This is a genomic window from Streptomyces prunicolor NBRC 13075 (assembly GCF_000367365.1).
GTDB lineage: Bacteria > Actinomycetota > Actinomycetes > Streptomycetales > Streptomycetaceae > Streptomyces > Streptomyces prunicolor.
In genome coordinates, this window is record NZ_BARF01000059.1 from 1 (window position 1) to 20,617 (window position 20,617).

Annotated in this window: 15 protein-coding genes; all 15 read right to left on the minus strand. The window is 68.7% G+C overall.

Features of this window, described 5'->3' with window-relative positions:
- Positions 1-46: 46 nt before the first annotated feature.
- The 15 genes from SPR02S_RS25980 to SPR02S_RS26055 all read right to left on the minus strand — a co-directional run bounded on the left by SPR02S_RS25980 (position 47) and on the right by SPR02S_RS26055 (position 20,606).
- The gene (locus SPR02S_RS25980; protein ID WP_019059935.1) at positions 47-595 is read right to left on the minus strand and encodes a hypothetical protein; all 549 of its coding nucleotides are present in this window, start codon (positions 593-595) and stop codon (positions 47-49) included.
- A gap of 15 nt (positions 596-610) precedes the next feature.
- On the minus strand, positions 611-4,054 hold the full coding sequence (locus SPR02S_RS25985; RefSeq protein ID WP_019059936.1) for a hypothetical protein: 3,444 nt from the start codon (positions 4,052-4,054) through the stop codon (positions 611-613).
- 50 nt (positions 4,055-4,104) lie between these two features.
- Positions 4,105-8,094 (minus strand): phage tail tape measure protein, encoded by a 3,990-nt coding sequence (locus SPR02S_RS25990; RefSeq protein WP_158697869.1) that lies wholly within the window; start codon positions 8,092-8,094, stop codon positions 4,105-4,107.
- A gap of 77 nt (positions 8,095-8,171) precedes the next feature.
- On the minus strand, positions 8,172-8,621 hold the full coding sequence (locus tag SPR02S_RS25995; protein WP_158697870.1) for a phage virion morphogenesis protein: 450 nt from the start codon (positions 8,619-8,621) through the stop codon (positions 8,172-8,174).
- Between the two features lie 263 nt (positions 8,622-8,884).
- The gene (locus SPR02S_RS26000; RefSeq protein ID WP_019059938.1) at positions 8,885-9,250 is read right to left on the minus strand and encodes a hypothetical protein; all 366 of its coding nucleotides are present in this window, start codon (positions 9,248-9,250) and stop codon (positions 8,885-8,887) included.
- 67 nt (positions 9,251-9,317) lie between these two features.
- On the minus strand, positions 9,318-10,565 hold the full coding sequence (locus tag SPR02S_RS26005; protein WP_019059939.1) for a phage tail tube protein: 1,248 nt from the start codon (positions 10,563-10,565) through the stop codon (positions 9,318-9,320).
- A gap of 4 nt (positions 10,566-10,569) precedes the next feature.
- Positions 10,570-11,010, minus strand: coding sequence for a hypothetical protein (locus tag SPR02S_RS59020; RefSeq protein ID WP_019059940.1), 441 nt, complete (start codon positions 11,008-11,010; stop codon positions 10,570-10,572).
- Between the two features lie 77 nt (positions 11,011-11,087).
- Positions 11,088-11,621 (minus strand): hypothetical protein, encoded by a 534-nt coding sequence (locus SPR02S_RS26015; protein ID WP_019059941.1) that lies wholly within the window; start codon positions 11,619-11,621, stop codon positions 11,088-11,090.
- A 2-nt stretch (positions 11,622-11,623) separates the two neighbouring features.
- The gene (locus tag SPR02S_RS26020; protein ID WP_019059942.1) at positions 11,624-12,478 is read right to left on the minus strand and encodes a hypothetical protein; all 855 of its coding nucleotides are present in this window, start codon (positions 12,476-12,478) and stop codon (positions 11,624-11,626) included.
- 27 nt (positions 12,479-12,505) lie between these two features.
- A complete protein-coding gene (locus SPR02S_RS26025) occupies positions 12,506-12,940 on the minus strand; it encodes a hypothetical protein (protein ID WP_019059943.1) in 435 nt (144 codons plus the stop codon).
- An 80-nt stretch (positions 12,941-13,020) separates the two neighbouring features.
- Complete coding sequence (locus SPR02S_RS64520) at positions 13,021-13,644, minus strand: endonuclease VII domain-containing protein (protein WP_019059944.1); 624 nt, start codon at positions 13,642-13,644, stop codon at positions 13,021-13,023.
- A 40-nt stretch (positions 13,645-13,684) separates the two neighbouring features.
- Positions 13,685-15,178 (minus strand): hypothetical protein, encoded by a 1,494-nt coding sequence (locus SPR02S_RS26040; RefSeq protein ID WP_158697871.1) that lies wholly within the window; start codon positions 15,176-15,178, stop codon positions 13,685-13,687.
- An 84-nt stretch (positions 15,179-15,262) separates the two neighbouring features.
- Positions 15,263-16,849, minus strand: a complete 1,587-nt coding sequence (locus SPR02S_RS65745; RefSeq protein WP_020684212.1) for a hypothetical protein — start codon at positions 16,847-16,849, stop codon at positions 15,263-15,265.
- A complete protein-coding gene (locus SPR02S_RS26050) occupies positions 16,849-17,229 on the minus strand; it encodes an XkdF-like putative serine protease domain-containing protein (protein WP_019059946.1) in 381 nt (126 codons plus the stop codon). Before SPR02S_RS26050 ends, SPR02S_RS65745 begins: the two co-directional genes overlap by 1 nt.
- Before the next feature lie 11 nt (positions 17,230-17,240).
- Entirely contained in the window at positions 17,241-20,606 is a 3,366-nt protein-coding gene (locus SPR02S_RS26055; RefSeq protein ID WP_019059947.1) for a phage portal protein, read from the minus strand.
- Positions 20,607-20,617 lie beyond the last annotated feature (11 nt).

A 20,617-nucleotide genomic window follows, 5' to 3' on the forward strand; every position in this document is an offset into this window, starting at 1 on the left:
GGAACGGGTTCCGGGTGATCCGGGCGACGGTCCGCGGCTCACTGGGTCAGCTACTGATCCACTGGCACATGAGCGTCGGCCCGAACCCGGTGGTGGCGGAGGTGTTGAGGGCGCCGCCGCTGTTCTGCCAAGCGACGAGTTCGACGTAGTCACCGACGCTCAACGCCTGCGAGGTGGATACGCCCCCGCACCAGGAGTTGGAGGCGAACCCCGGGGCCTGGACAACGCCGCCGCGGGCGTTGGCGCCGTTGACGTTGATTCCCAGCTTCCTGTTGCCGGTGGCGCTGGTGGCGATCGCCGCGGTGCCCAGGAGCAGGTAGGTGCCGGCGACCTGGATGGTGTAGCGGGAGGTGTTGGTGCTGGTGCTGTGCCCGTTGTCGCTGTCGTAGTCCTCCGTGTCCAGGGTCAGCGGGATGTCGGCCGTCCCGGTCGCGAGGGACTGAGCGCTGGACGCGTACCCCTTGAACCTCGGCACACCGTTGGTGCCGGAGCCCATGAGGAAATCCATGGTGGCCTTGATCTGCGCGGCCCACAGGGCGCCGGTCAGATAGTTGCCGGGCGCCTCGCTGGCTGAGACTGGCACCGTGCGGGTCACGGGAACCTCCGATGGTCAGTAGGCGAAGGCGATGTTGTCGAACTGGCAGACGGAGTCCCATGTCGTCGGGTCCGTCGTCCCTGCGGGCAGCGGTTCACAGACGGTGTCGCCCGTCGTGTGGGATTTGGTGGTGGCTGCGGTGAGGGTGATGACCGCGGTCGTCCAGCCCGCGCTGGTGGCGGCGACCGACTGCACCGTGACGGTCTCCTGGTTGGCCGTGTTCTGGCCGAGGACGAGCTGCTGACCGGAGGCGAGCTGCGCGGCGAGCGCGTTGGTGTTGTCGTGACTCGCGTTGACCGTGATCGTGGTGACGCCCGAGCTGGGCGACGTCGCCAGCGTGGTGTGCCAGGCGCCGAAAATGCCGTACGGGGTCAGGTCCGCGGGACTGCACTGGAGCGTCTGCGCTGCTTCGTTGTCGTCCCCGAAGTCCCACTGGATGTTCTCGACGAAGCAGTCGACCTGCGTGACAGCGCCTCCGGGCGTCCGGCGCATCAGCCGGACGCGTGTGCCGAGTTCCAGCGACAGGCACACGGGCCACAGCGCGGGAAGCGCCGAGGGATGCAGCTTGACCGAGGTGACGCGCTGCGCGGGCTGCTTGTACCTCGAGATGAGGTAACCGGCCGCGTCCTGGCACTCGTTGGGATCCCCCGAGTTGATCGTGCGCGTCATCGTCCGGGCGAAGTAGCTCGAGAGTGAGGTGTCGTCTGTCGCGTAGAAATTTTGGCTGGTGCCCTCCTGCGTGACCGTGACCTGGTTGGACAGGTGGGTGCTGTCGTAGTCCAGCTCGCAGCTCTCGTACGGCCACTCGCCGGCGTTCTCGCCGAACACGTAGACCGGCGTCGTGGCGTTGTAGCGGGCCGAGCGCGCCTTGAACTGAAGGGCCCCGGCGCGGTCCACAAAGTGGGCGCCATTCTCGGTGTCGACGACGCCCTGGAGCGCGGTCATCGCGTCCTGGCCGTCGATCGCGGCCGGCCCCATGTTCGTGGTGAGACCGGTCTGGAGCCCGTACGCCCCGGAGTATCCCGCGTAGCGGAGGATCCGGGCGTACCGCGCGTCGGACGACTCGCCTGCGCACGCCGATTTCCACGCCGCGTACAAGTTGGTGATCTGGCTGGCGCTCTGGGCGATGTTCGCGAACTCCGCGACGAAGGAAATGTCTCCCTTGAAGTTGTACGTCGTACCGTTACCCACGGTCGCGTCGACGAAGCCGCCTACGTTGTCGCTGATCAGCCCGGTGGGGGTGTTGGTGGACGGCACGCTCCCGATGTACGCGGCGGTGGCGCCGTCTTGCGAGACGAAGACCTGCCCCGTGGCCTGGTTGTAGCCGAACCACAGGAGATGCCAGTCGCCGTCAACGCAGTTCGTGGCGCCCCCGAAGAGGGTCGCTGTGCCTGCGCCCGTCGGGCCCTGGATCCAGAAGTTCGGCTTGCCGGCGGTGTCGAGGTAGACGTAGATGTGGCTGCCCGACGGGCCGCCGCCGGACCGCTGCCGGTCGGTGCACGACCACAGGAACGCGAACACTGTCGGCATCGGCCCCGTGTACCGGAACGCGATGACCCTGGACCAGGACGTCGGGTCGGCCGGGCCGACGATGCCGGCGGTGGACAGCCGGATGAACGTCGCGCCACCGGTGATCAGGTTGGTTCCGGGGTTGGAGTTGTTGATCGTGGCGACCGTGCCGCTCGACCCGGTGTAGACGCCAGTGGCGTCCGTTGCGGTGATCGCATTCCCGAACGTCAGTGAGCCAGCGCCGTATTTGCTGATGCCGAGCTGGGCAGGCGGATTGGTTCCGGTCCAGTCGGTCACCGTCGTGGAGTCGGCGGGGTCGTCCAGGCGGTACACGAACCGCGGGCTCAGGCTGTTGATCTCCTGGGTGAGGGAGTCCTGCAGCTGCTGCTGGGAGAGCAGGCTGAACGTGTCCACGGCCGTGGGCTGCACGGTCCCGTAGGTTCCGCTGTCGTCCCATTGCGAGGGCCAGCGCTCCGTCCAGCCCGCGTAGACGGGGTACCAGACTCCTGGTGCCTGCCACGTGGTGGCGGTAGAGCCCTTCTCCAACTGCCAGGCGTCGACCTGCACGCTGCAGGTGGCCGCAGCGGTAGCGGCGACAGCGGCACCCACATCCATACCCGCCGCGTTGGCCGGTGCGGTCGCCGTCAGGGTGAGGAGGGTCCAGCCGGCTGTTGTCGAGCCCGTGAGCGCCGTCGAGGTGCCGTAGTTGAACGAGGTGGGCGTCGCGCCGCCTCCGGCGGTGTACCAGCCGAAGAAGGCGTAGACCGACAGGCTCGTCGCGGCCGTGACGTCCCGGATGCGCAGCTGCACCGTGTATGTACGCCCCGGGATCACACTCCAGCGGGGCGTGTGGCAGATCCGCGTCGTCGCGACAGTGGCGGAGGGGACCGCGAACTGCATGACGGTCGCGCCCTGCCACGCCGTCGCGGAAGAGACGAAGGAACCTCCGGAGCCATCGGTGCTGGAGAAAATGTCGCTGGTCGCCGAGCTGATGGTGCCGCTGAATCCGCCCAGGTCGCCTCCGGTGGCCATGACCTGGTCCAGCACGTTGCGGGTGGGCGGCCACTGCGCGCGCCGCCGGTAGGGCTGGTACGGGGCGATGTGCCCGGCCCAGGGGCCGCCGGCGTTCGTGGGGTCGAGAGCGGAGTCGGTGTCGTCCAGGGTCAGCGACGCCTCTCCCGTCCGGACCTGGTCGGTTTCGTACTGGCGGCCGCGGCCGACGGACATCGTGCCGCGGGTCCGGTCCGTGACCTCGACATACCTGTCGGTCGGCTGCGTGCCTCCGTTCGCGTTCCAGAACGCACCCCAACCGTCCTCGATCACGGGCCAGTTGAGATTCAGCTGGCCGTACGCCGACGTGAGGGTGTTGACGTGGTCGATGTACGCGGAGGACGCGGCTTCGGTGCCGGTGTAGCCGGAGGTGAACTGGAACGTCACGCCGGTCGCCGACCAGCTGTAGGCGATCGTGGCGCGGGTGGTCCACGTGTAGCCGTCCGGCGACGTCGCGAACACGAAGCTGCCGGACACCTCCGTGATCCGCCACCACGCATACGAGTAGGCGTCGTACGCCGCCCAGTTCGCGGCGATCGTCGTGGTGGTGCTGACGCCCGCGTTGACGACCCGGGCCCGGAACACACCGCCCGAGAGGTAGAGGCTGGCCTTGTTGGTGGAGTTCAGGACGACCTCGAAAAAGGTCTCCGTCCCACCGTTCCCCAGCGGGGCGGGCACGACCCGGGCGTACACGCCGTTAGGGCTTGCCGTGTTGCTGCTCGTGGCGTCCCAGGTGGTCGAGCCGAGGGCGTAGTACGAGGTCGTGCACGACACCGCGACCCGGTCCAGCGCCGTGTCGAGGGTGACGTTCGGCGACCCGGAAGACGCGTTCCACAGCGCCGTGTTGAGAGCTGTCCCGCCGAAGAAGTCCCCGAGGTTGGACAGCTTCGGGCTCGGCACCAGGCACCACCTATCCGGCGCCCGGCGGCGCCCTCACTCTCATCGACTGGTCAGCGGTTGTACGGCGGGTACGTCAGGGGGTTGCGCATGCCGCGCTGCAGGAACGACTTCTCGACGTCCTTCGCCAGGCCGTCCACCGTGGCCACGCTGCCCTGGACCTGAAAGTGGAAGTGGTTGTGGGTGACGGCCCCACCCCCTCCGGCGCCGGCCAGACCCAGGCCGGCGCCGGTGAACTGGCCCGCGCCGGTGACCGATCCGGCGAGGCGTCGCACGGCGCCGGCGGCGTGGTGCGCGTTGCGGTCGACACCCGCCGCGAGGCCTTTGGGGATCCACTGGCCGATGGACGCGAACACCTGCGAGGGCGACTTGATCTTGAGAGCCCGTTTGATCGCTGCGGCCATGACCTTGGCGATCCGAGTCATCTGCTTCTCGATCGCCTTTTCCTGGCTCTGGAGCCCCCTGACCAGTCCTTGCGCCGATTTGATGCCGGCCGAGTACATCGAGTCGGCGACCGCCTTGCCCGCCGACGTCGCTGCGGACTGGGTGGTCTTCTGCAGGGAGTTGATCTGCTGGATCTGCCCCTTCGACGCCCCCGCCAGGGCGGCCGCCGTCGCGCCGCCCGAGTCGACGCCGGCACTCGCGATCTGCTCGATCAGGGACGCGGACAGGCCCTTCTTCTTCAACGCCTGCAGCTGCGCGGCGAACTGCGTCGCTTTCTGCATCTGGTCGCGCATCTTGTTGACCACGTCGGCGGCCGTGAGCGCGAACCCCTCCTGCGGGGCGTCCGTCACGATGGAGAAGCCCTGCATCACACCGGAGGCGACGTTCTTTACCTCGTCCGACCAGGACTTCTGCAACGCGGCGAGCTTCGACTGGGCGCTCTTGAGCTTCGCGGCGACCGAATCACGCTTGGCCGCGAGCCCTCGCATCAGGGAGTCTTCCTTGCGAGCGTACGACTCGAGGCGCTTGAGGGTCTTCTCGTGGGACTTCACCCACTTGCTGCTGACGCCCTTGGTGCCCTTGAGGTCGGCGACCCGGTTGTAGGTCTGGGTCAGCAGCGACTCGACCCTCCGCGTCGCCGCCTTCACCCGGGCCGTCGACCCGGTGAGCCCGTCGACCAGGCCCTCGTTGACGTAGATGCCGAGCTGCCTGAACACCTTCGACGGCGAAGCGATTCCGAGGGTCCGCGCGAAACCGTCCGACGTCGCCTTGGCCGCCCCCTGCATGGTGGCCACGGCGCCCGGCGACCCGGCACGGATACCCTGGGCCAGGCCGTCCATCAGCGCATGACCGGAGTGCAGCGTCCACCCGCTGCCGGAGAACGGGCCCCATTCGGCCGGGCTGTGGGGGAACAGTCCGGAGACGTGGGACAGGACGCTGTGGGCCGCGTCGGCCACCGGGCCGAGCATCGATTTGATGCCGTTGAGGAAGCCCTTCAGCAGAGACCGGCCCGCCGAGTACAGGTAGGAGCCGAGCTGGCCGAGCGCCGCCTTGGCCCTACCCGGCAGGCTGCGGACCCACGTCACGGCTTCCATGGCCTTGGAGACCGTCGACGTCTTGAAGGAACGCCAGGCAGAAGCCGCCCGGGATGCGAGCCCGCTTCCGAGGCCGGCGAGCCAGTGGTAGATCCGCCCCGGCAGCCCCGCAACCCAGTTGACCAGGCTCGTCAGGACGTTGACGGTTCCGTGATACATCGACGACGCACCGGACTTGATCTTGTCCCAGTGCTTGACGATGTACAGGACCGCAAGCCCGATCGGCCCGGTCAGGATCGCCAGCAGCAGCGGCCAGTGGCCCTTGACCCAGTCGACGACCCAGCCGACCGCGTCAGCGATGCCCTTGAACGCCGTCTTGCAGAGATCCCGGAACCAGGCGACGTGGTTGTAGGCGTAGATCAGGCCCACCACCAGCGCCGCAATAGCCAGAACAACCAGGCCGAGCGGGCTGGCGGCCTGGGCCGCGTTGAGGAGCCACTGACCGATCGCAGCCGCCTTCTCGGCGATCGCCGCCCCGATCAGCTTCGCCTTCTCGATGGTCCAGGCGATCGCCGAGCGTGCTGCCGCGAGCGTGGCCCGGGCGACGTTCCGGGCGAGAGTGAGCGCGGCCCGGCCCGCCACCTTCATCGCGTTCCCAGCGGCCGTGACACCGCGGGCCATGCCCGCCCAAGCGGCACGCCCGGCCTTCGCTGCGGCCCCCGCGACGCTCCTGCCCATCCTGACGGCGGCCCGGCCCGTCGCGCTCAGCGCTCTGCCCGCGGCCCGGACGCTGCGGGTGAGGCCGGACATCGTGGCCCGGCCTGCCTTGGCCACCGCGCTCCCGATGCTCCGGCCGACGCCGGCGATGCCCCGGCCGGCCGCCTTGATGCCACGCACGGAGCCGTCGAAGCCCTTACGCAGAGCGCCCCCGAAGCTCCCGGCCTTCCCGGAGAACGCCGAGCCGGCTACCTGCGCGGACCTGAAGCCCTGAACGACCCGGGCGGCACCCTTGGCGGCTCCCACGCCCATCTTCCCGAAGGCCACAACGGTCTTCCCGGCACTCATGGCGAGCTTCGCCGCGTAGGCGACCACCGAAAGGGCCAGGATGCCGCCGATGACCCCGGCGAGAGCGGTAGCAGCGGTCTTGTGCTTCCCGAACCAGTCGACGATCTTGATGACGACGGGGAGGAGCTTCGTGCCGATCTCGATCGCCAGCACGGAGATGGTCTGCTTCGCCTTGGCCAGCCGGACGTTGAACAGCTTCTGAGTGGCGTCCCAGCCCTCCACGTCTTTGCTGGCGTGGTTGAACGATCCACTGACCTTCTTGACGCGATCCTTGAAACCCTCGGTGTTCTCACCTGTCAACTGCAGGGTCGTATTCAGGCCGATGGCGCCACCGGTGAGCTTTTTAACCGCTTCAGTGTATGTCTGGGCGCTCGGTCCACCCTTTTTCAATTCAGCCGAAAAACCCTTGGTTTTATTTTGAAGGGTGGCGTACTGCGACAAAAGGTTCGCCTGGTCCGGCGGGAGCGCCTTGAGCGCCTTGCGCCAGTCGCCGACACTAAGACTTCCCTTGGAATAGGACTGGGCCAGGCCCTGAATACTTTTGGGCATGCTCTTGACCATCAGGTCCGCGTCTTTCGCGGCCTGCTTGGTTTTGTTGAAAGCCGAGAGGAGGACGGTGCCGGACTTTCCCATCTTCGACAGCACGGTCTGCGAAAGAAGGTCAAGCGTGCCGGTCAGGCCACGCTTGCCAAGGTGCGTGGACACGTCCGTCGAGGACAGGCCCAACCGCTGCATTTCTTGGATCGCGACATTATTCGGGGCCGCCAGCTGCCTGATGGTGGAAGCGAGTTCCTGAGTTCCTTCACGCGCCGAGGTACCGTGCTGCGTGAGCGTGGCCAGCGCGCCGCCGACCTCGCCGAACGAAATCTTGTTCGCTGAGGCAATAGGCAGCACCGTAGACAAGGAAGAGGCGAATTCTTCCATCGTCATTTTGCCCTCGCCCGCAGCAGTTTTCATTCCATTCATTACGCGAACGGATTCTGTTGCCTTGAGGTGATAGCTCGCCATAACGCTGGTCATGGCGTTAGTGACCGAGTCAAGCGACGCGTTTTCCTCGCGCGCTCCCTGCGCCGCCGCTTTCAGAACCTTCAGGCCGTCCGCACCGCGATACCCGGCCTTTTCGACCTGGTACATGCCCTCGGTCAAGTTGTGCCAGTCGGTGCCGGTGCCCTTGGCGATGTCGAGAATGCCCGCACGGACCGTGGCCAGGCCCTTGACGGTCTCCCCGGCCGCCGTGTGCAGGACCATCGTCTGGGCCTCGAAGTCCCCGGCCATCTTCACCGAGGCAACGGCAACGCCAGCGCCGATGAGAGAGACGGATTTGCCCATACGGGCCATGCCCGCGAAGGCCGTGGCCCCCGCCGCTTTCATGCCTGCGGCGGTCCCGTTGACCTGGGCTCGGGCCTCGCGCATCGTGGCGCGGAGCTGGGTGATGTCACCCAGGAACCGCGCGACAACAGGAGGAAGAAGCCCTCCTCCGCCACCACCGCCACCGCTCACGGCACACCGCCTTTCGGGCACAGCGAGCAGCCCCTGCGCACGCGCCGGAGCGCCGAGCGAGGGGCTGTCGGGGATGGTCAGTGAGCGAGTGCTGCTGCCCAGGCGAGGTGATAGGTGCGGGAGATCGTGCCGGTGACAACCAGCTGCTCGAACGCGGGCTGTACGTACGGGCGCGGGGGTAGCTGGACGCCGCGGCCTGCGGTGCCGCCGAGCTCCTGGACGCGCCCGTACACGGCGGTTGGGCCGACCTCGGCGAGCCAGCGGCCGAAACCTGCGGGGACCGGTCCGACGACCTTGATGGAGCGGCGCAGGGTGCCGGTGATCAGGGAGGGCGGGTCACCGGGCGAGGAGGGTGTGGGTGTGCCCTTGGGGTGGCTCGAGGTCGACAGCATCTGTTTGATGGCGCCCTCGGCCAGGTGCGCGGCCTGCGCGGTCGCCACGCGTGTGGCGCGTTGCAGGTCCCGCTCGAGCGCTATGAGGGCGCCGTTGAGCTCGGAGAGCCCGGTGATCTGCACGCCTCCAGTCACCGGACCCGCCCCCTCTTCGGTGTGAGCGGGTCAGCGGCGGGCTTTGCGCTCGGCGTCGCGCTCGGCCTTCTCCCGTGCGTCCTCGCGGAGTTCGTCGAAGAGGTCCGCGAGGGCGGGGATGGTGTTGTCGAGCCATGCCGGCAGTTCATCGACGACGGACGGCGCCCACCCGTAGCGCTCGGCGTACCAGACGTAGTCGAGGGCCCGGTCCCAGTCCGTCGCCGGGAACCTGCCGGGAGGCTCACGTCCCTCCAGCCGGGCTTTTACTCGGCGGAGGGCTCGGTAGGGGACAGCGGGTCCGCCACCTGCTGCTCTGTCCGGGCCGGCTGCTCCGGGAAGAGCACCTTGTGCGCTTCCTTGATCGTCTCGTTCTCCTCGAGGAAGTTGCCGTCCTCCATCGACAGCAGCTCGAGGGACTCTGCGGTCACCGGCAGCGGCAGGGCGTACGACCACGCCGTGATCATCACGGCGAGGACGCCGTCTGCCATCTCGACCTGCGTGGCCATGGACAGGTCGACGTCCTCGCCGATCGGCACCATCTTCAGTGCCCGCTTCTTGTCGCCGCGGCGCAGCGTTGCAGGGTCGCGGAGTTCGACCCATTCTCCGGATGGCAGGGCGATACGGGACATGTCTTCTCCTGGTGAGGGTGTGAGGGTGGGAAGGGCTACTGCGGCCATAGGTGAGTGGCCGGAGGGATCAGTAGGTGCCGGGGGTGACGTTGCAGGTGACGGAGACCTTGCAGGGGCTGTACGAGCCGGACCCGCCCGCGTTCGTCGTGTTCAGCACCGCCTTGAAGGTGTTGCTGTACTCGACGGCCGTCTTCGACCCGTCGGACTCGGCCTCCGTGAAGGCGGCCTGGGCGAAGTCGAACTGCACAGCGCCGTAGTTGACGCCGGCCAGGCCGTTGGAGATCAGCAACTGCAGCTGTGGCTGCGTGTTGTTGAGCATGTACAGCAGCGGGCTCTCCGACGCGGCAACGAAGTTCAGCTTGCCGTCGACGGTGAGTCCCGCGCGCTGGATGATGTACGGGGTCTGGACCCCGTTGCCGGTGAAATACGGGTTGATGTCCCTCTTCAGGTTGATCTCGCCGTCCGTCACCGTCGGGATGAGCGTGCCGCCGCTCGCGGGGCCCCCGATGCCCACCGCCATACGCCAGGACGCCATCGGCGCGACCGTGCCGGGGTTGGCGACCGGAGCCGACCCGAGAGGCACTGACGGCCATGAGGTGGCCTTCGCGTCGAACGTGAACAGGTCCGACTCGCTGTTCCACTTGAAGCCCACCTCCGAGAACACCGCACCCGGGTACTGACGGGCACCACTGGTCGCGGTCGGGCCGAGCATGTGAGTCAGCGTGTGGGACAGCGGCTGCCCGCTGCCGGAGTTGAGGAGCGCCCAGGCATACGTGTACGGGCCGGTCACGGGCTGGACGGCCTGAGCCGAGGCGTGCGTGTACGCCAGGCCGCCGGACGGCGTCGACAGCGGGATCGTGTACGGCCCCGACCCGGTCGGCGTGCCGGTGGTGAAGACTTCGGCTGTGGCACCGGTGCCGATCTGCACGACCGTGGAGGCCGGGATGCTCGCCACGGTGGAGATGCTCGAGGCCCCGGCGGTGGCCTGTGCGGAGAGCGTCGTCCCGCCGCTGCCGGTGGACGTGCCCGTGGTGGACAGGTCCCCCATCAGGTTCCGCAGGAAAAACCCGAGCCCGTCGATGAACACCGGTCCGCCCATGTCCGCCTCGGCGGTGGCCACTCCGGGGATCTGAGCGAAGGAGTCGGTGGCCATGGCGCCGCGCCATGCCTTGTCCTCCAGGAACTTCGGGCCGTCCTTCGGCTTGAAGTTGTCCAGGAGCAGGGTGGCGGTCATGGCGACCGCAGTGCCCTGGCTGACCTCGGTTGCGACGCCGACGAATTGCTTCGCCGGCGCGTAAGTCGTGGGTGTGGGCACCGGCTTACTCCTTGCCGTTCAGGAGGCCGCCGGAGTTGTCCGCGACCTGGTTGGGGGTCTTCTCCGTCGGCGCCCAACGGCCGTCCGCCGGCGGCCCGTCCAGCCACTCGAAGACCGTGGCTGCCTGCTCGGGAATCTCCGGCCTCGTCTCTGTCGCCTCGACCACCGGGTGGAAGGCACGGCAGGTGAGCGGGACGTGCGGATACACGCAGCCGATACCGGCGACGTACTCGTACACACCCGGCGGCAGCTGCTCCGGACCCGTGTCCGGCTCCTCGGCAACCGGCTCTGGCACCTCGGTCTGGTCCGGGGTATCCGGTGCGGGCGCAGCGGCCGGCGATTCTTCGGCCGGCGGCGCTGGCGAAGCGGCTGCGGGCTGCTCATCGGCCGCCGGGGTGTTGTCGGAGCCGTCGTCTCGTGCAGGCTTGCTGGGGGTCTTGGCCATGTGGCCCTCCGGTCCGGGAGAAACGGAAGACCCCTGCACCCGCGATGGGTGAAGGGGTCTGAAGGGGAAAGAAGGGGTCAGGCCTCGACGAACTCGACGGCCGCGAACCGCACTTCGAAGTAGCCCTTGGTGAGGTTGGCGGCCGTGGCCGGCTCGGAGTACTCGACGTCGATGCCGTCGCCGCCAGACTCGGTGATGTGCTCACCGGCCTGGAACACGGCCTCGCCGAGCGTCCTATCGCGACGCATCCACTCCACCAGGGCGTCGCGCAGGGCGTAGGCGTCGTCCTGCGCGTCTTCGGCGTAGGAGGTGGTGCTGCGGAGGAAGACCCGAAGGATCACCTCGTACACGATCTGCTTGAGGCCGGAGTGCTCGCCGCCCAGAGCCCGGCGGTACTCGTGCTGCCTGGGGACGTGGACGAGGATCACGCTGCCCGTACGCGCGCCCGGGTCCATCCCGAGGAAGTAATCGGCGGCCTTGTCGTCCTTGGGTTTCCCCCGGCGGACCACACCGACCCCGGAGACGGGTGAGCTGCGGTAGGTACGCGTGTCGGGGTCGTACTCGCCGCCGAAGTAGCGGCAGATGCCGTCGAGGACTTCGGTGATCGCCACGGTCAGCTCACCACCGTCTCCGACATCAGGATGCGGCGGGCTTCCTTCACCAGGCCGAGGCCGGTGGGACGGGAGTCCTTGGACCGGGTCGACGAGGCGTTGTTGTCAGGGAACTCGTCCTCGCTCGCGGTGTCCGGGCGCATGAGGAGGCTCGCGCCGTAGGAGGTGATCGCCAGTCTCACGTCGGGCGTCATCCCGGCGAAGGAGAAGCCCGGGCTGTGGGCGTAGCGGGTGGGCGACGTGAGCGGCACGGTGACGGGATCGGGGGCCGTCGACGGCGTGGGAGGTACGAAGTCGTCGGCGACGATGACCGTCTCTTCCACGCCGGGTTCCCACAGCCGGTACGACTCGCCGGGCAGGACCCCCGTCGGGTCGGTCACGGTCAGGGACGAAGCGGCCTGGTCCGCCGCGTCGTTGACCTGGGTCGCGACGCGGCCGGCGACGAACGTCCAGCGGACGTAGTAGCCGGGGCCCGACGTCGAGCGGGGAAGCCCGACGGGCACCTTGACGAGCCGGTTCTGCTCCGTCCACACCCCGGACAGGTCCGCCACGTCCACCAGCGCGGTCGGACGCAGCCCGTACGCGACCGACGCAACCGCGAGGACCGGGAAGTGGTTGGCGACCAGCTGGAGGTTGCCCTCCTGGTCCACGCGTGCCCGCTGATTCCGTGTCACCAGGTGGGCGCCGAGCGGCTGATTGCATTCGCTGTCCGCCCAGGCGGAGGCCATGAGCAGGATGTTCGTCAGCTCTGCGGTCTGCGCGGCCGGGTCGGTGTTGTCCTGGCGGAGGTTGCCCAGGGCGAGGTACGTGGGGTGCGCCTCGAACTCGGCCGCGGTCACATAAGGGATGGCGGGCATCCGTCGCCTCCTTCCGGCGCAGGCGCCCTACTTGGCCGGCTTGGAGGCCGTCTTCTTCGCGGACGTCTTCTTCGCAGGCGCCGTGGCGTCGCCCTGGTCGCCGCCGTCGCCCGGGTCTCCGTCCCCCGCGTCGCCGGGGTCCTCGGCCTTCCCCTGGTCGCCGCCGACGCCAGACGGCGCGGGCGCCACCTGGGCCGCAGCCTTGCCGCTGGCGGCAGCGACGAGCATCTCCACGGCCTCCAGCAACGTCGCCGGGTCCTTGCGCCGCTCCAGTTCCTCGGCCATCAGCCGGCTCTGGCGCTCGATGTCGGTCTCCCAGGCCGGCCTGCCGTCGACGTGGAACCGGTGCAGCTTGTCGCTGACTTCGTTGGGGAAGTCGAAGCCGCCCTGGTCGTCGGCTTCGAAGTGGCCGTAGTCGGGGTCATCGAGCGCGCTCGCGCCCGTGAGGGTGTACAGACGCATGCCTGCTGCTCCTTGAGGTACTTGGGAAACACGAGAGGCCGAGAGCAAGGAGCTCCCGGCCTCTCGATCGTTTTCCGGCTCTAACTGCGATGATGTTTCTCGATGTACTCGGCAGCCGCCCGCAGCCGCTCCGGGTCGTCCTTGAAAAGACCAAGCCCCGAATTACAGAGGCCGCACAGCAGCTCTCGAACCCGCTGAGCCGTATGGCAGTGGTCAACCACGAGTTCAGCGGGGAGCGAGCAGACCGCGCATCGGCCCTCCTGAGCGAGCACCATCTCGTCCCACTGCTCAAGCGTCACGCCGTAGAAGTACTGAAGCCACCACTTGCGGTGACCCCGCGGGTTGTTCTTCCGCCACCGCGCATACCGCGCTCGCTGCTTCTCCCGGAACTCAGGGTCTGCCTGCCGCGCCCGTAGCTTCTCGAGGTTCGCCTCGTGGTTCCGGTACCAGCCCTCGCGCTTCTGCCCGAGGATGCGCTCGCGTTGGGGGCCTTCTCTGCGCGCTTTGCGGTTGGCCTTGTACTTGTCGGTCTGACGGTATTTCCGGTCTGCCTCGCGCTTGGCCTCGGGGTTGTCCAGTGCTCTCTGGCGGGCGGCCGAGATGGCGCAGGGCTTGCACCGGTACTGCCGCCCGTCAGGGGACTTCGACGCCTTGTGGAACTCGTCCAGCGGCTTTGCGATCTTGCATGCCTGACAGGTCTTCACCTGTCGAGGCTAGCCGTAATCGCGCACCCGTATTGGCTATTTAGCCCACATTCTGCAAAGATCCCATCGCCACTGGAGCGCGGTTCAGGAACGCTCCGACGCTGCGGATTTCGAACTCCTTGCGCGGGCCGCCGCCTGCGGTGTTGGCGACGCGGCCGGTGCCGTAGTCGAACTGCGCGGTGTCCCTCAGGCTGCGGTACTCCAGCACGGAGCTGATGTTGGCCTGCGGGAACGGGACGCGGTCGGTGCGGGCGAGGATGGTGCCCGGGGGCACGGAGACGTGGACCTCGATCGGCACGGTGACGCCGCCCGCGGGGGCGTTGACGATCTCGCCGACCCGGCCGCCCGCGGTGACGTTGATGCGGCCGGACGAGTCGGTGTTGAGGAACGTCGTGGCTCCGGCCGACCCGAGGACGAGGTTGGCGATCTTCTGGGCCTGGACCGCGTTGACCATGATCGCGGTCGGGGAGCACTTGACGGCCTGCCACAGCGCCAGGAACAGGTAGTTCTCGATCTCGGCGACGCTGCCGCCGTCGAGGGTGAGGGTGGCGCCGTCGAGGCTGGCGTTGACCGACGGGTTGGCGGTGCCCGTGCCCGGCTGCACCCACTGGCCGGAGCCGTTGTAGTCGCCGGTCAGGCTGGCCAGGAAGCCGTCGTAGTCGTTCGCGTTGGCGGAGCCGTTGTCGGCCGCGGTGTTGATGGTCGGGACCGTGTTCGCGGTGCCGAGCCACGACGTCGACATGTCCGGCGTCACCGAGGCGGCCGGCAGCGCGTTGTTGGCGCTGATCGTCGCCGTGATGGTGACGGTGTTGGTCGTGGTGGTCGTGTAGTAGTACCAGGTGCTCCCGTTGGCGCTGTAGAACCAGTCGTAGGCGACCGCGCCACGGACCGATGCCACGGTGGCCGTGATCTTGTTCGTCGTGCCGGAACCGAACGTGGTGCTCGCGCTGTTACCGCGGCTGTTGCCGGAGCCGTAGTAGTAGCCGCTGCCGGTCCGGGCTGCGACGCCCACGTAGGCGGTGACGGCGCCGATCGTGCCGCCCGAGGATGCCTGGGTGAGGGTCGGCGCGGCCGGGCGTGCGAGCGCGAACGACTGGCCACCGAGCAACTTGCGGTCGTCGCCGATCAAGACCTGGTTGAGGACCTGGAAGGTGGCGATGGCGTAGGGGTCGCCGTAGCCCTTGGCCAGGTCGTACGCGTCCTGCGTGACGAGGCCGGCGAGGCCGGTCGGCTTGTACCGGGCCTGGAAGTCCTGCTCGTTGAAGACGGTCTCGTTGGCCGCGTAGTCGAAGCCCATCGCCGGGTCCGGCTGCGAGTTGGTGGCGTTCATGAAGGCGCGCCACACCGCGTACGGGTTGCCGTCAGGGCTCATCTTGCGGGAGACGTGGTCACGGAACGGCGTGACCACGGGGATCAGGGACACGAGGTCGCTGAGGTCGTAGGAGTAGACGCCGGTGCCGGTGAGGATGCCGGTGGACTGCGCCTTGGTGATGGCGTCCAGCGTCTCCTCGGTCATTTCCTGCATTGCGTTCATGTGCGGTGTCCGTTTCTGCGCATGCGAAAGCCCCCGGGACGCGATGCGTCAGCGGGGGCTTGAAAGGGCTGGGGTGAGCGCTGTTTAGCGGGCGCCGCCGCTGTGGATCTCCTGGAGCCGGGCGATCGCCCGGCCCTGCATGTCGTCGGCGATCAGCTTCTGCGCCGTGGCGTCGGGGGCCGCGTACAGGCCCTTCTTCATCTCCACGGCAGCTGCGGTGTCGACAGCAGTACCAGCGCCTCGGTCCTGGCCGCGAAGCTGGCTCTTCGGCGGGACGGCTCCGTTGGTGAACACCTTCGGTACGGCGGGCTGCTCTTCCAACGCCTTGACCAGCTCCTTCAGCGACTCCACCTCCTTCGCCAGCTCAGCGAGGCCGGTCGCCTGCTTGGCGACGGCCTCCTCCTGAGTGGCGCTGTAGTCGGCGAGTACCGCTGTGGCTGCTTCCTTGGCGATGCTCTTGAGCTCGTCGTCCGGCGTGGGAACGCCGGTGGTGATCTCGGTGGACTTGTTGACGTCGTCGGGTACGGCGTCGGCGGGGGTCCCTGCCTCGGCCGGCGGGGCCGGGACGAGGTCGGGAGTCTCGGCGGGAGCGGCCGGGTCTTCGGGGGCCGGCTCGGGCTCGGTGTCAGGCTCGGCCTGGGCGATCATGACGATGTCGCCGGGGTCGACGATGCCGACGAGGTTGCCGCCCTGGTCGTACACGGCGACCTGCGGGATTTTGTCGGCCTTCGTCACCGGGGCGTCGACGCCCTTCGCCAGATCCTCGCCTACCGGCGTTCCGGCGTCCGCGACGGCGGTAGCCGGAGAGGTGGTGGTGGGCATGGGCTCCTCCTGCTTGGCGACCGGCTGGCCGCCCTCCTCGGTGGGTTCGGGGGCGGCCGGTGCGGCGGGCAGCGACGCCAGGACCTTCTGGAGCTGCTCGACGGCTCCGCGGATCGCGGCCTCGTTCGAGGTGGACAGGACGCGGCCCGCCTTGGTGACCTGGGCGAAGGCTTCGATGGTGGCCAGGGGTCCGTCGCAGTCGGTGAGGGACTTCCCGACGGCGGCCATCAGGTCGGTGCCGCAGTCCGCTTCCGCCTGCTCGGCGACGGCGAACGGCGCGAGGACGCTGATGGCGTAGTCGATGGCGCAGCAGGCGTCCTGGAGGTTGAAGGCGTTGTCGATGTCGTCCGGGTCGGCGGAGGCGGCCTCGAGCATCTCCCGCTCGGCGAGAACGTCGATGGCGTTCTTCGCGCGCGCCAGGATGCTGGTCCACTTCTGGGCGGTGGCCGCGTCGATCGCCTCCCATGCCGGTGTGCCCGGGGTGGCCGGGTCGCCGGGGGCTTCCTCGGCGGGGGCGGCGAGTACGACCGTGGGGTCCAGGCCGTCGGCGCTGTCGTCCGGGTCCATCGTGTTGTTCTCCTTGTCCTTGGCCTTCGCGACGGCGGCCTGGTGGATGAGCTTGGCGATCGCCGCGGGGCTGCCCGTCACGGTGACGTCGTCCCGGGCGTCGGGGGTCGTCTCGGGTTCCGACTTGGCGATCAGCTCGCGTACGAACTCGGGGTCGAGGAGGCCCCCTTGCTGCTTGGCGAGGAGGAAGGGGAGGCCGTTGGCGGCCTTGTCGACCAGGTCGACGCGCGGGATGGTGGCGTCGGTGAGCTCGGTGAACTCGGTGTCTGCGGGGGTCGTCATCAGCTGCTCCGGTGCGTGATGCGGCGGGCCTGTCCTTGCGGGCTCCATCCGGTGATGCGGCCGGCCTTGTAGAGCTGCCAGGCGCGCTCGTCGAGGACGGCGCCGATGAGCCAGTCCCCGGACTTGACGACGATGTCGTCGCCGAGGTGCCAGTCCGGGCCGCGGTAGACGTAGCTCTCCACGACGGTCGCCGCGCCTTCGGTGCCGTCCGCGTGGAAGAGGCCGACAGACGGCCCGTCACGGAGGAAGCCCCACGCCGCTTTTTCCAGCTCTTCGGGGCTGAAATAGTCGCGGCCGCCGTCGGCTCCGCGCTGGATGCGCGGGTCGGGGCCGGCCTGGTAGGCGACTCCGAGGACGTAGCGCTGCTCGGGGATCGGCACGGGCTCACCTCCTAAGACGTCGTCACGGGCAGCAGGGCGCAGCGGCATGAGGGGTGGGCCGGTGGGAGCTGGTCGCCGCTGGGGAAGGAGTCGTTCAGGTCGAGTTCGCCGGCGGACTCGTTGTCGACGCAGCGATCGCAGACCCGTGTGTCGGGCGAGACGAGCCACATCTTCTGCCGTACGCCGTTGGCCCGGTACGTGTTGAGGGTGGCGGTGGAGACGGCGCGGGCGATCTCGGTGACCGCGACGCGTTCGGCCCAGGCGGGGTCGGTCATCAGGTGGCTGATCGATACGGAGAGGGTGTCGGCGCTGTCGCCGCGGGCCAGTGCGTCGGACAGGACGTTGGCGAGCCGGTCCATGCGGGTGGCGGCCACGGAACGGATCGTCAGGCCGGCGTCGTCCAGGAGGTCCTGGAGGCCGTTGGTGGCGCCCCGGGCGGTGACCAGCCGGGCGGCGTCAGGGTCGCCGGGTGTCCATCCCGACCAGTCGACGGTGGAGTGGCCGGCCAGGACCGCGGTGGCCGTCCGTTCACCGATGACGTATCCGTCGACCCGCATGTCGTGGATGATCATCAGGGCGTCGATGAGCTGCGGGTCCTGTGCGGCGAGCCACGCCAGCGCGTTCGCCACCTGGTCAGGGTCGCGTCGTGCCGCCTTGGCCAACGTGCGTTGGGCGAGCCACTGTTCGGCGAGCGCGTGCGGGTCCAGGGCGTCCCGCATGGCGTTGATCAGCAGTGGTTTCCAGTAGGCGACGGCCTTGAGGTCCTGGTGCCAGCCGGGCCAGCGTGCCCCGTCAGGGGCGTCCCCTTTTGGGCCGGTGGCCGCCTTGGCGATCCGGCGCATCTTGTCGCTGACCGTCTCCAGGTCGGCGTCGTGCCCCATCGAGCCGTCGGCGTGCTCCCAGCCGTTCGCCTCGTCGTAGCGGACCGGCGTCCCGCAGGGGCACGTCGACTCGTAGACGCCCTCCGCGGTGACGGTCACATCGGCAACACCCTGGAGCGCCCCTTCGCAGGGCACCGGCCCGGACCCCCCGAGCTGGCTGCCGGAGGCGTCGCAGTGGAGGCATTCGCAGCCGTTGCCGTGCTCCCCACTCCCCTCGCAGCAGGGGCAGGCGGCGATCGCCTGCAGCACCGGCCCTAGGGCGTCGAGGAGTTCGGGCCGCACTGCCGGGTTGCCGACCAGCTGCGCGGGGTCCCACCAGGCGAGGGCCTCGATCATGTCGCCGTCGGGGTCATCAGGGTTGGTGACGGCGTCGCGGCTGGTGAGGTCAAGGAGGGTCTCGGACGGGATGTCGTAGACGAAGCCCTGATAGATGCCGTGGGTCCAGCTCCGGCCGTTGCCGAAGGCGAGGGCGGCAACGACGTCGGGGACGAAGGGGAGGACGCAGCCGGTCTCCTCCTGCCACTCCCGGCAGGCGGCAGTCATCGGCCGCTCATCGCCTTCCATGTGACCGCCTGGGAACTCCCACATCCCGGACGCGGGATCGGTCGGGTCCAGGGCCCGCTGGAGCATGAGGACGCGGCCGGTATCGGATGCGCGTACGGCGAGCCCGGCGACGGCGATCTCGCCGGCGTCCTTGCGGACCGCGAGACGGCCGGCGTCGTTGAGCCGGTGCGCCTGCACGGGGCCGACGGTGCGGAACTCGAAGTCACGCCATACCCGGTTGCGGCGGCGCGCCTGACGGAACCGGCGGAACGCGGCCAGCTCCCGTTTGAGGAGGTCCTCGGGCCGGTCGGCGACGTCCTCGCAGCCCTCCTGCCCCTCTTCCTCGTCGTGGTTCTTGTTACGGCCGACCAGGTCGTAGCCGGTCAGCCCCGTGCCGGCGGTGATGCCCGGCGCGGGCGCTCCGGCGTCCTTGGCCAACTGCGCGGGCCCCTGGGCGATTTGCCGCGCCTGAGTCTGGTAGGCGTCCTCCGCCGCGCGCGCGGCTGCCGCGTCGGCGGTTCCCGGTGCGGGCACGGTGGCGGGCGCCGCCACGAACGGCTGCGGGAGCGCGGGCTGGTCCTCGGCCGGGCCGAAGGTCTCCGGGTCGATACGTCCGGCGACACCCTGGATGGACAGCAGCGGGACCGGCCCGAGCCGGGAAGTCGAGTAGAACCGGGGCGTGGGCCGGTGCGGGTCCCCCGGCAAGCCGAGGAGTTTCTCGCGGCCCTCGTCGGGGCTGGCCATACCGGTATCGATGTAGACCTGCCACGCCTGGGCGAGTTCGAGGCGGTCCTCCTGCTCCTGCCCGGTGTCGAACGCGAACTGCAGGGGCAGCTCGAGGTCGTGGCGCAGAAAGTAGCTGAGGGCGCCCTGGATGTAGGAGATGAGGGGCAGGTCTCCGACGCGGTGCTGGACATCGGCCTGCGTCTCCCCGGAGGACCGGTTGACGGACTCTGTGAATCCAAGGTCGCTCGGCACGATGTGGTACGCCGCGCAGGTCTTCCGCATCAGGAACAGGGAGAAAGCGTCGGAAAACTCTTTCTCGTTCGACCACTCGATCTTCCCGCCGCCCGGCATCCACCGGATCTGGCTCTGGATCGACTGGTCGCCCAGCATGAGGGCGTCCCACTGCACCTGGAACTGATCGATCTGCTCCGGGGTCCAGCCCTCCGGGGCACTCGCGAAGGCACGCGGGATGTTGCCGTCGGTGAACCGCTGAAGGAAGTACTGCTGGAACCTCAAGTCCGTGTTCGCGTTGAGGAGGATGCTCTCCAAGGGCGCGGTGCCGTACGGGGAGCTGGTGCGCGGCCTAAACGGCTCATAGATGAGGTCGGAGCGGGTCAGCCAGTTCCACGGCAGACCGTTGACGTACTGGACATAGGCCTCGGCCGGGTCCTCCGGGCTGTTGCCCCAGTAGTCCAGGAGCGGCGCGATGGTGGTCCCGTCCACGGTCCGCAGCCCGATCGCGCGGCCGCCGCGGTTCCGCAGCCGGTACAGGCAGCCGGCGTCGAACGCCAACACGTCGTACAACCACTTGGCCAGCCACGTCGCGAACGGCGTCTGCCGGTCCGGCTTCTCGAGAACCTTCATCCCGAGGTCGATCGCCGCCTGCGCGTCCCCCCTGAATCCGGGCGCGGGGACGAGGGACCACTCCAGCGCACGGATCGAGTCGATCCGGTGCCAGATGCACATCTGCGCCACGTCGTAGGCGTCGACGAGGCCCTTGAGCGTCTCGAAGCTGACGCGCTCGTGGGACTTCGGGCGGGCGCTGATGTTGTAGCCGGTGACGAAATCATGGGTTCGCGGGGTGCGGGAGTAGCCGTCGTAGGGGCCGATCGGGGTGCCGGGTGAGAAGGGGCTCGCCGGGGTCATCTGAGCCGCTGCTTCGGCGGCCTGTGTCTCGGCCGGTACGCGGTTGGCGAAGACCTTGGCGAGGGTGGATCGGAGACCCATGTGGCGGAGCC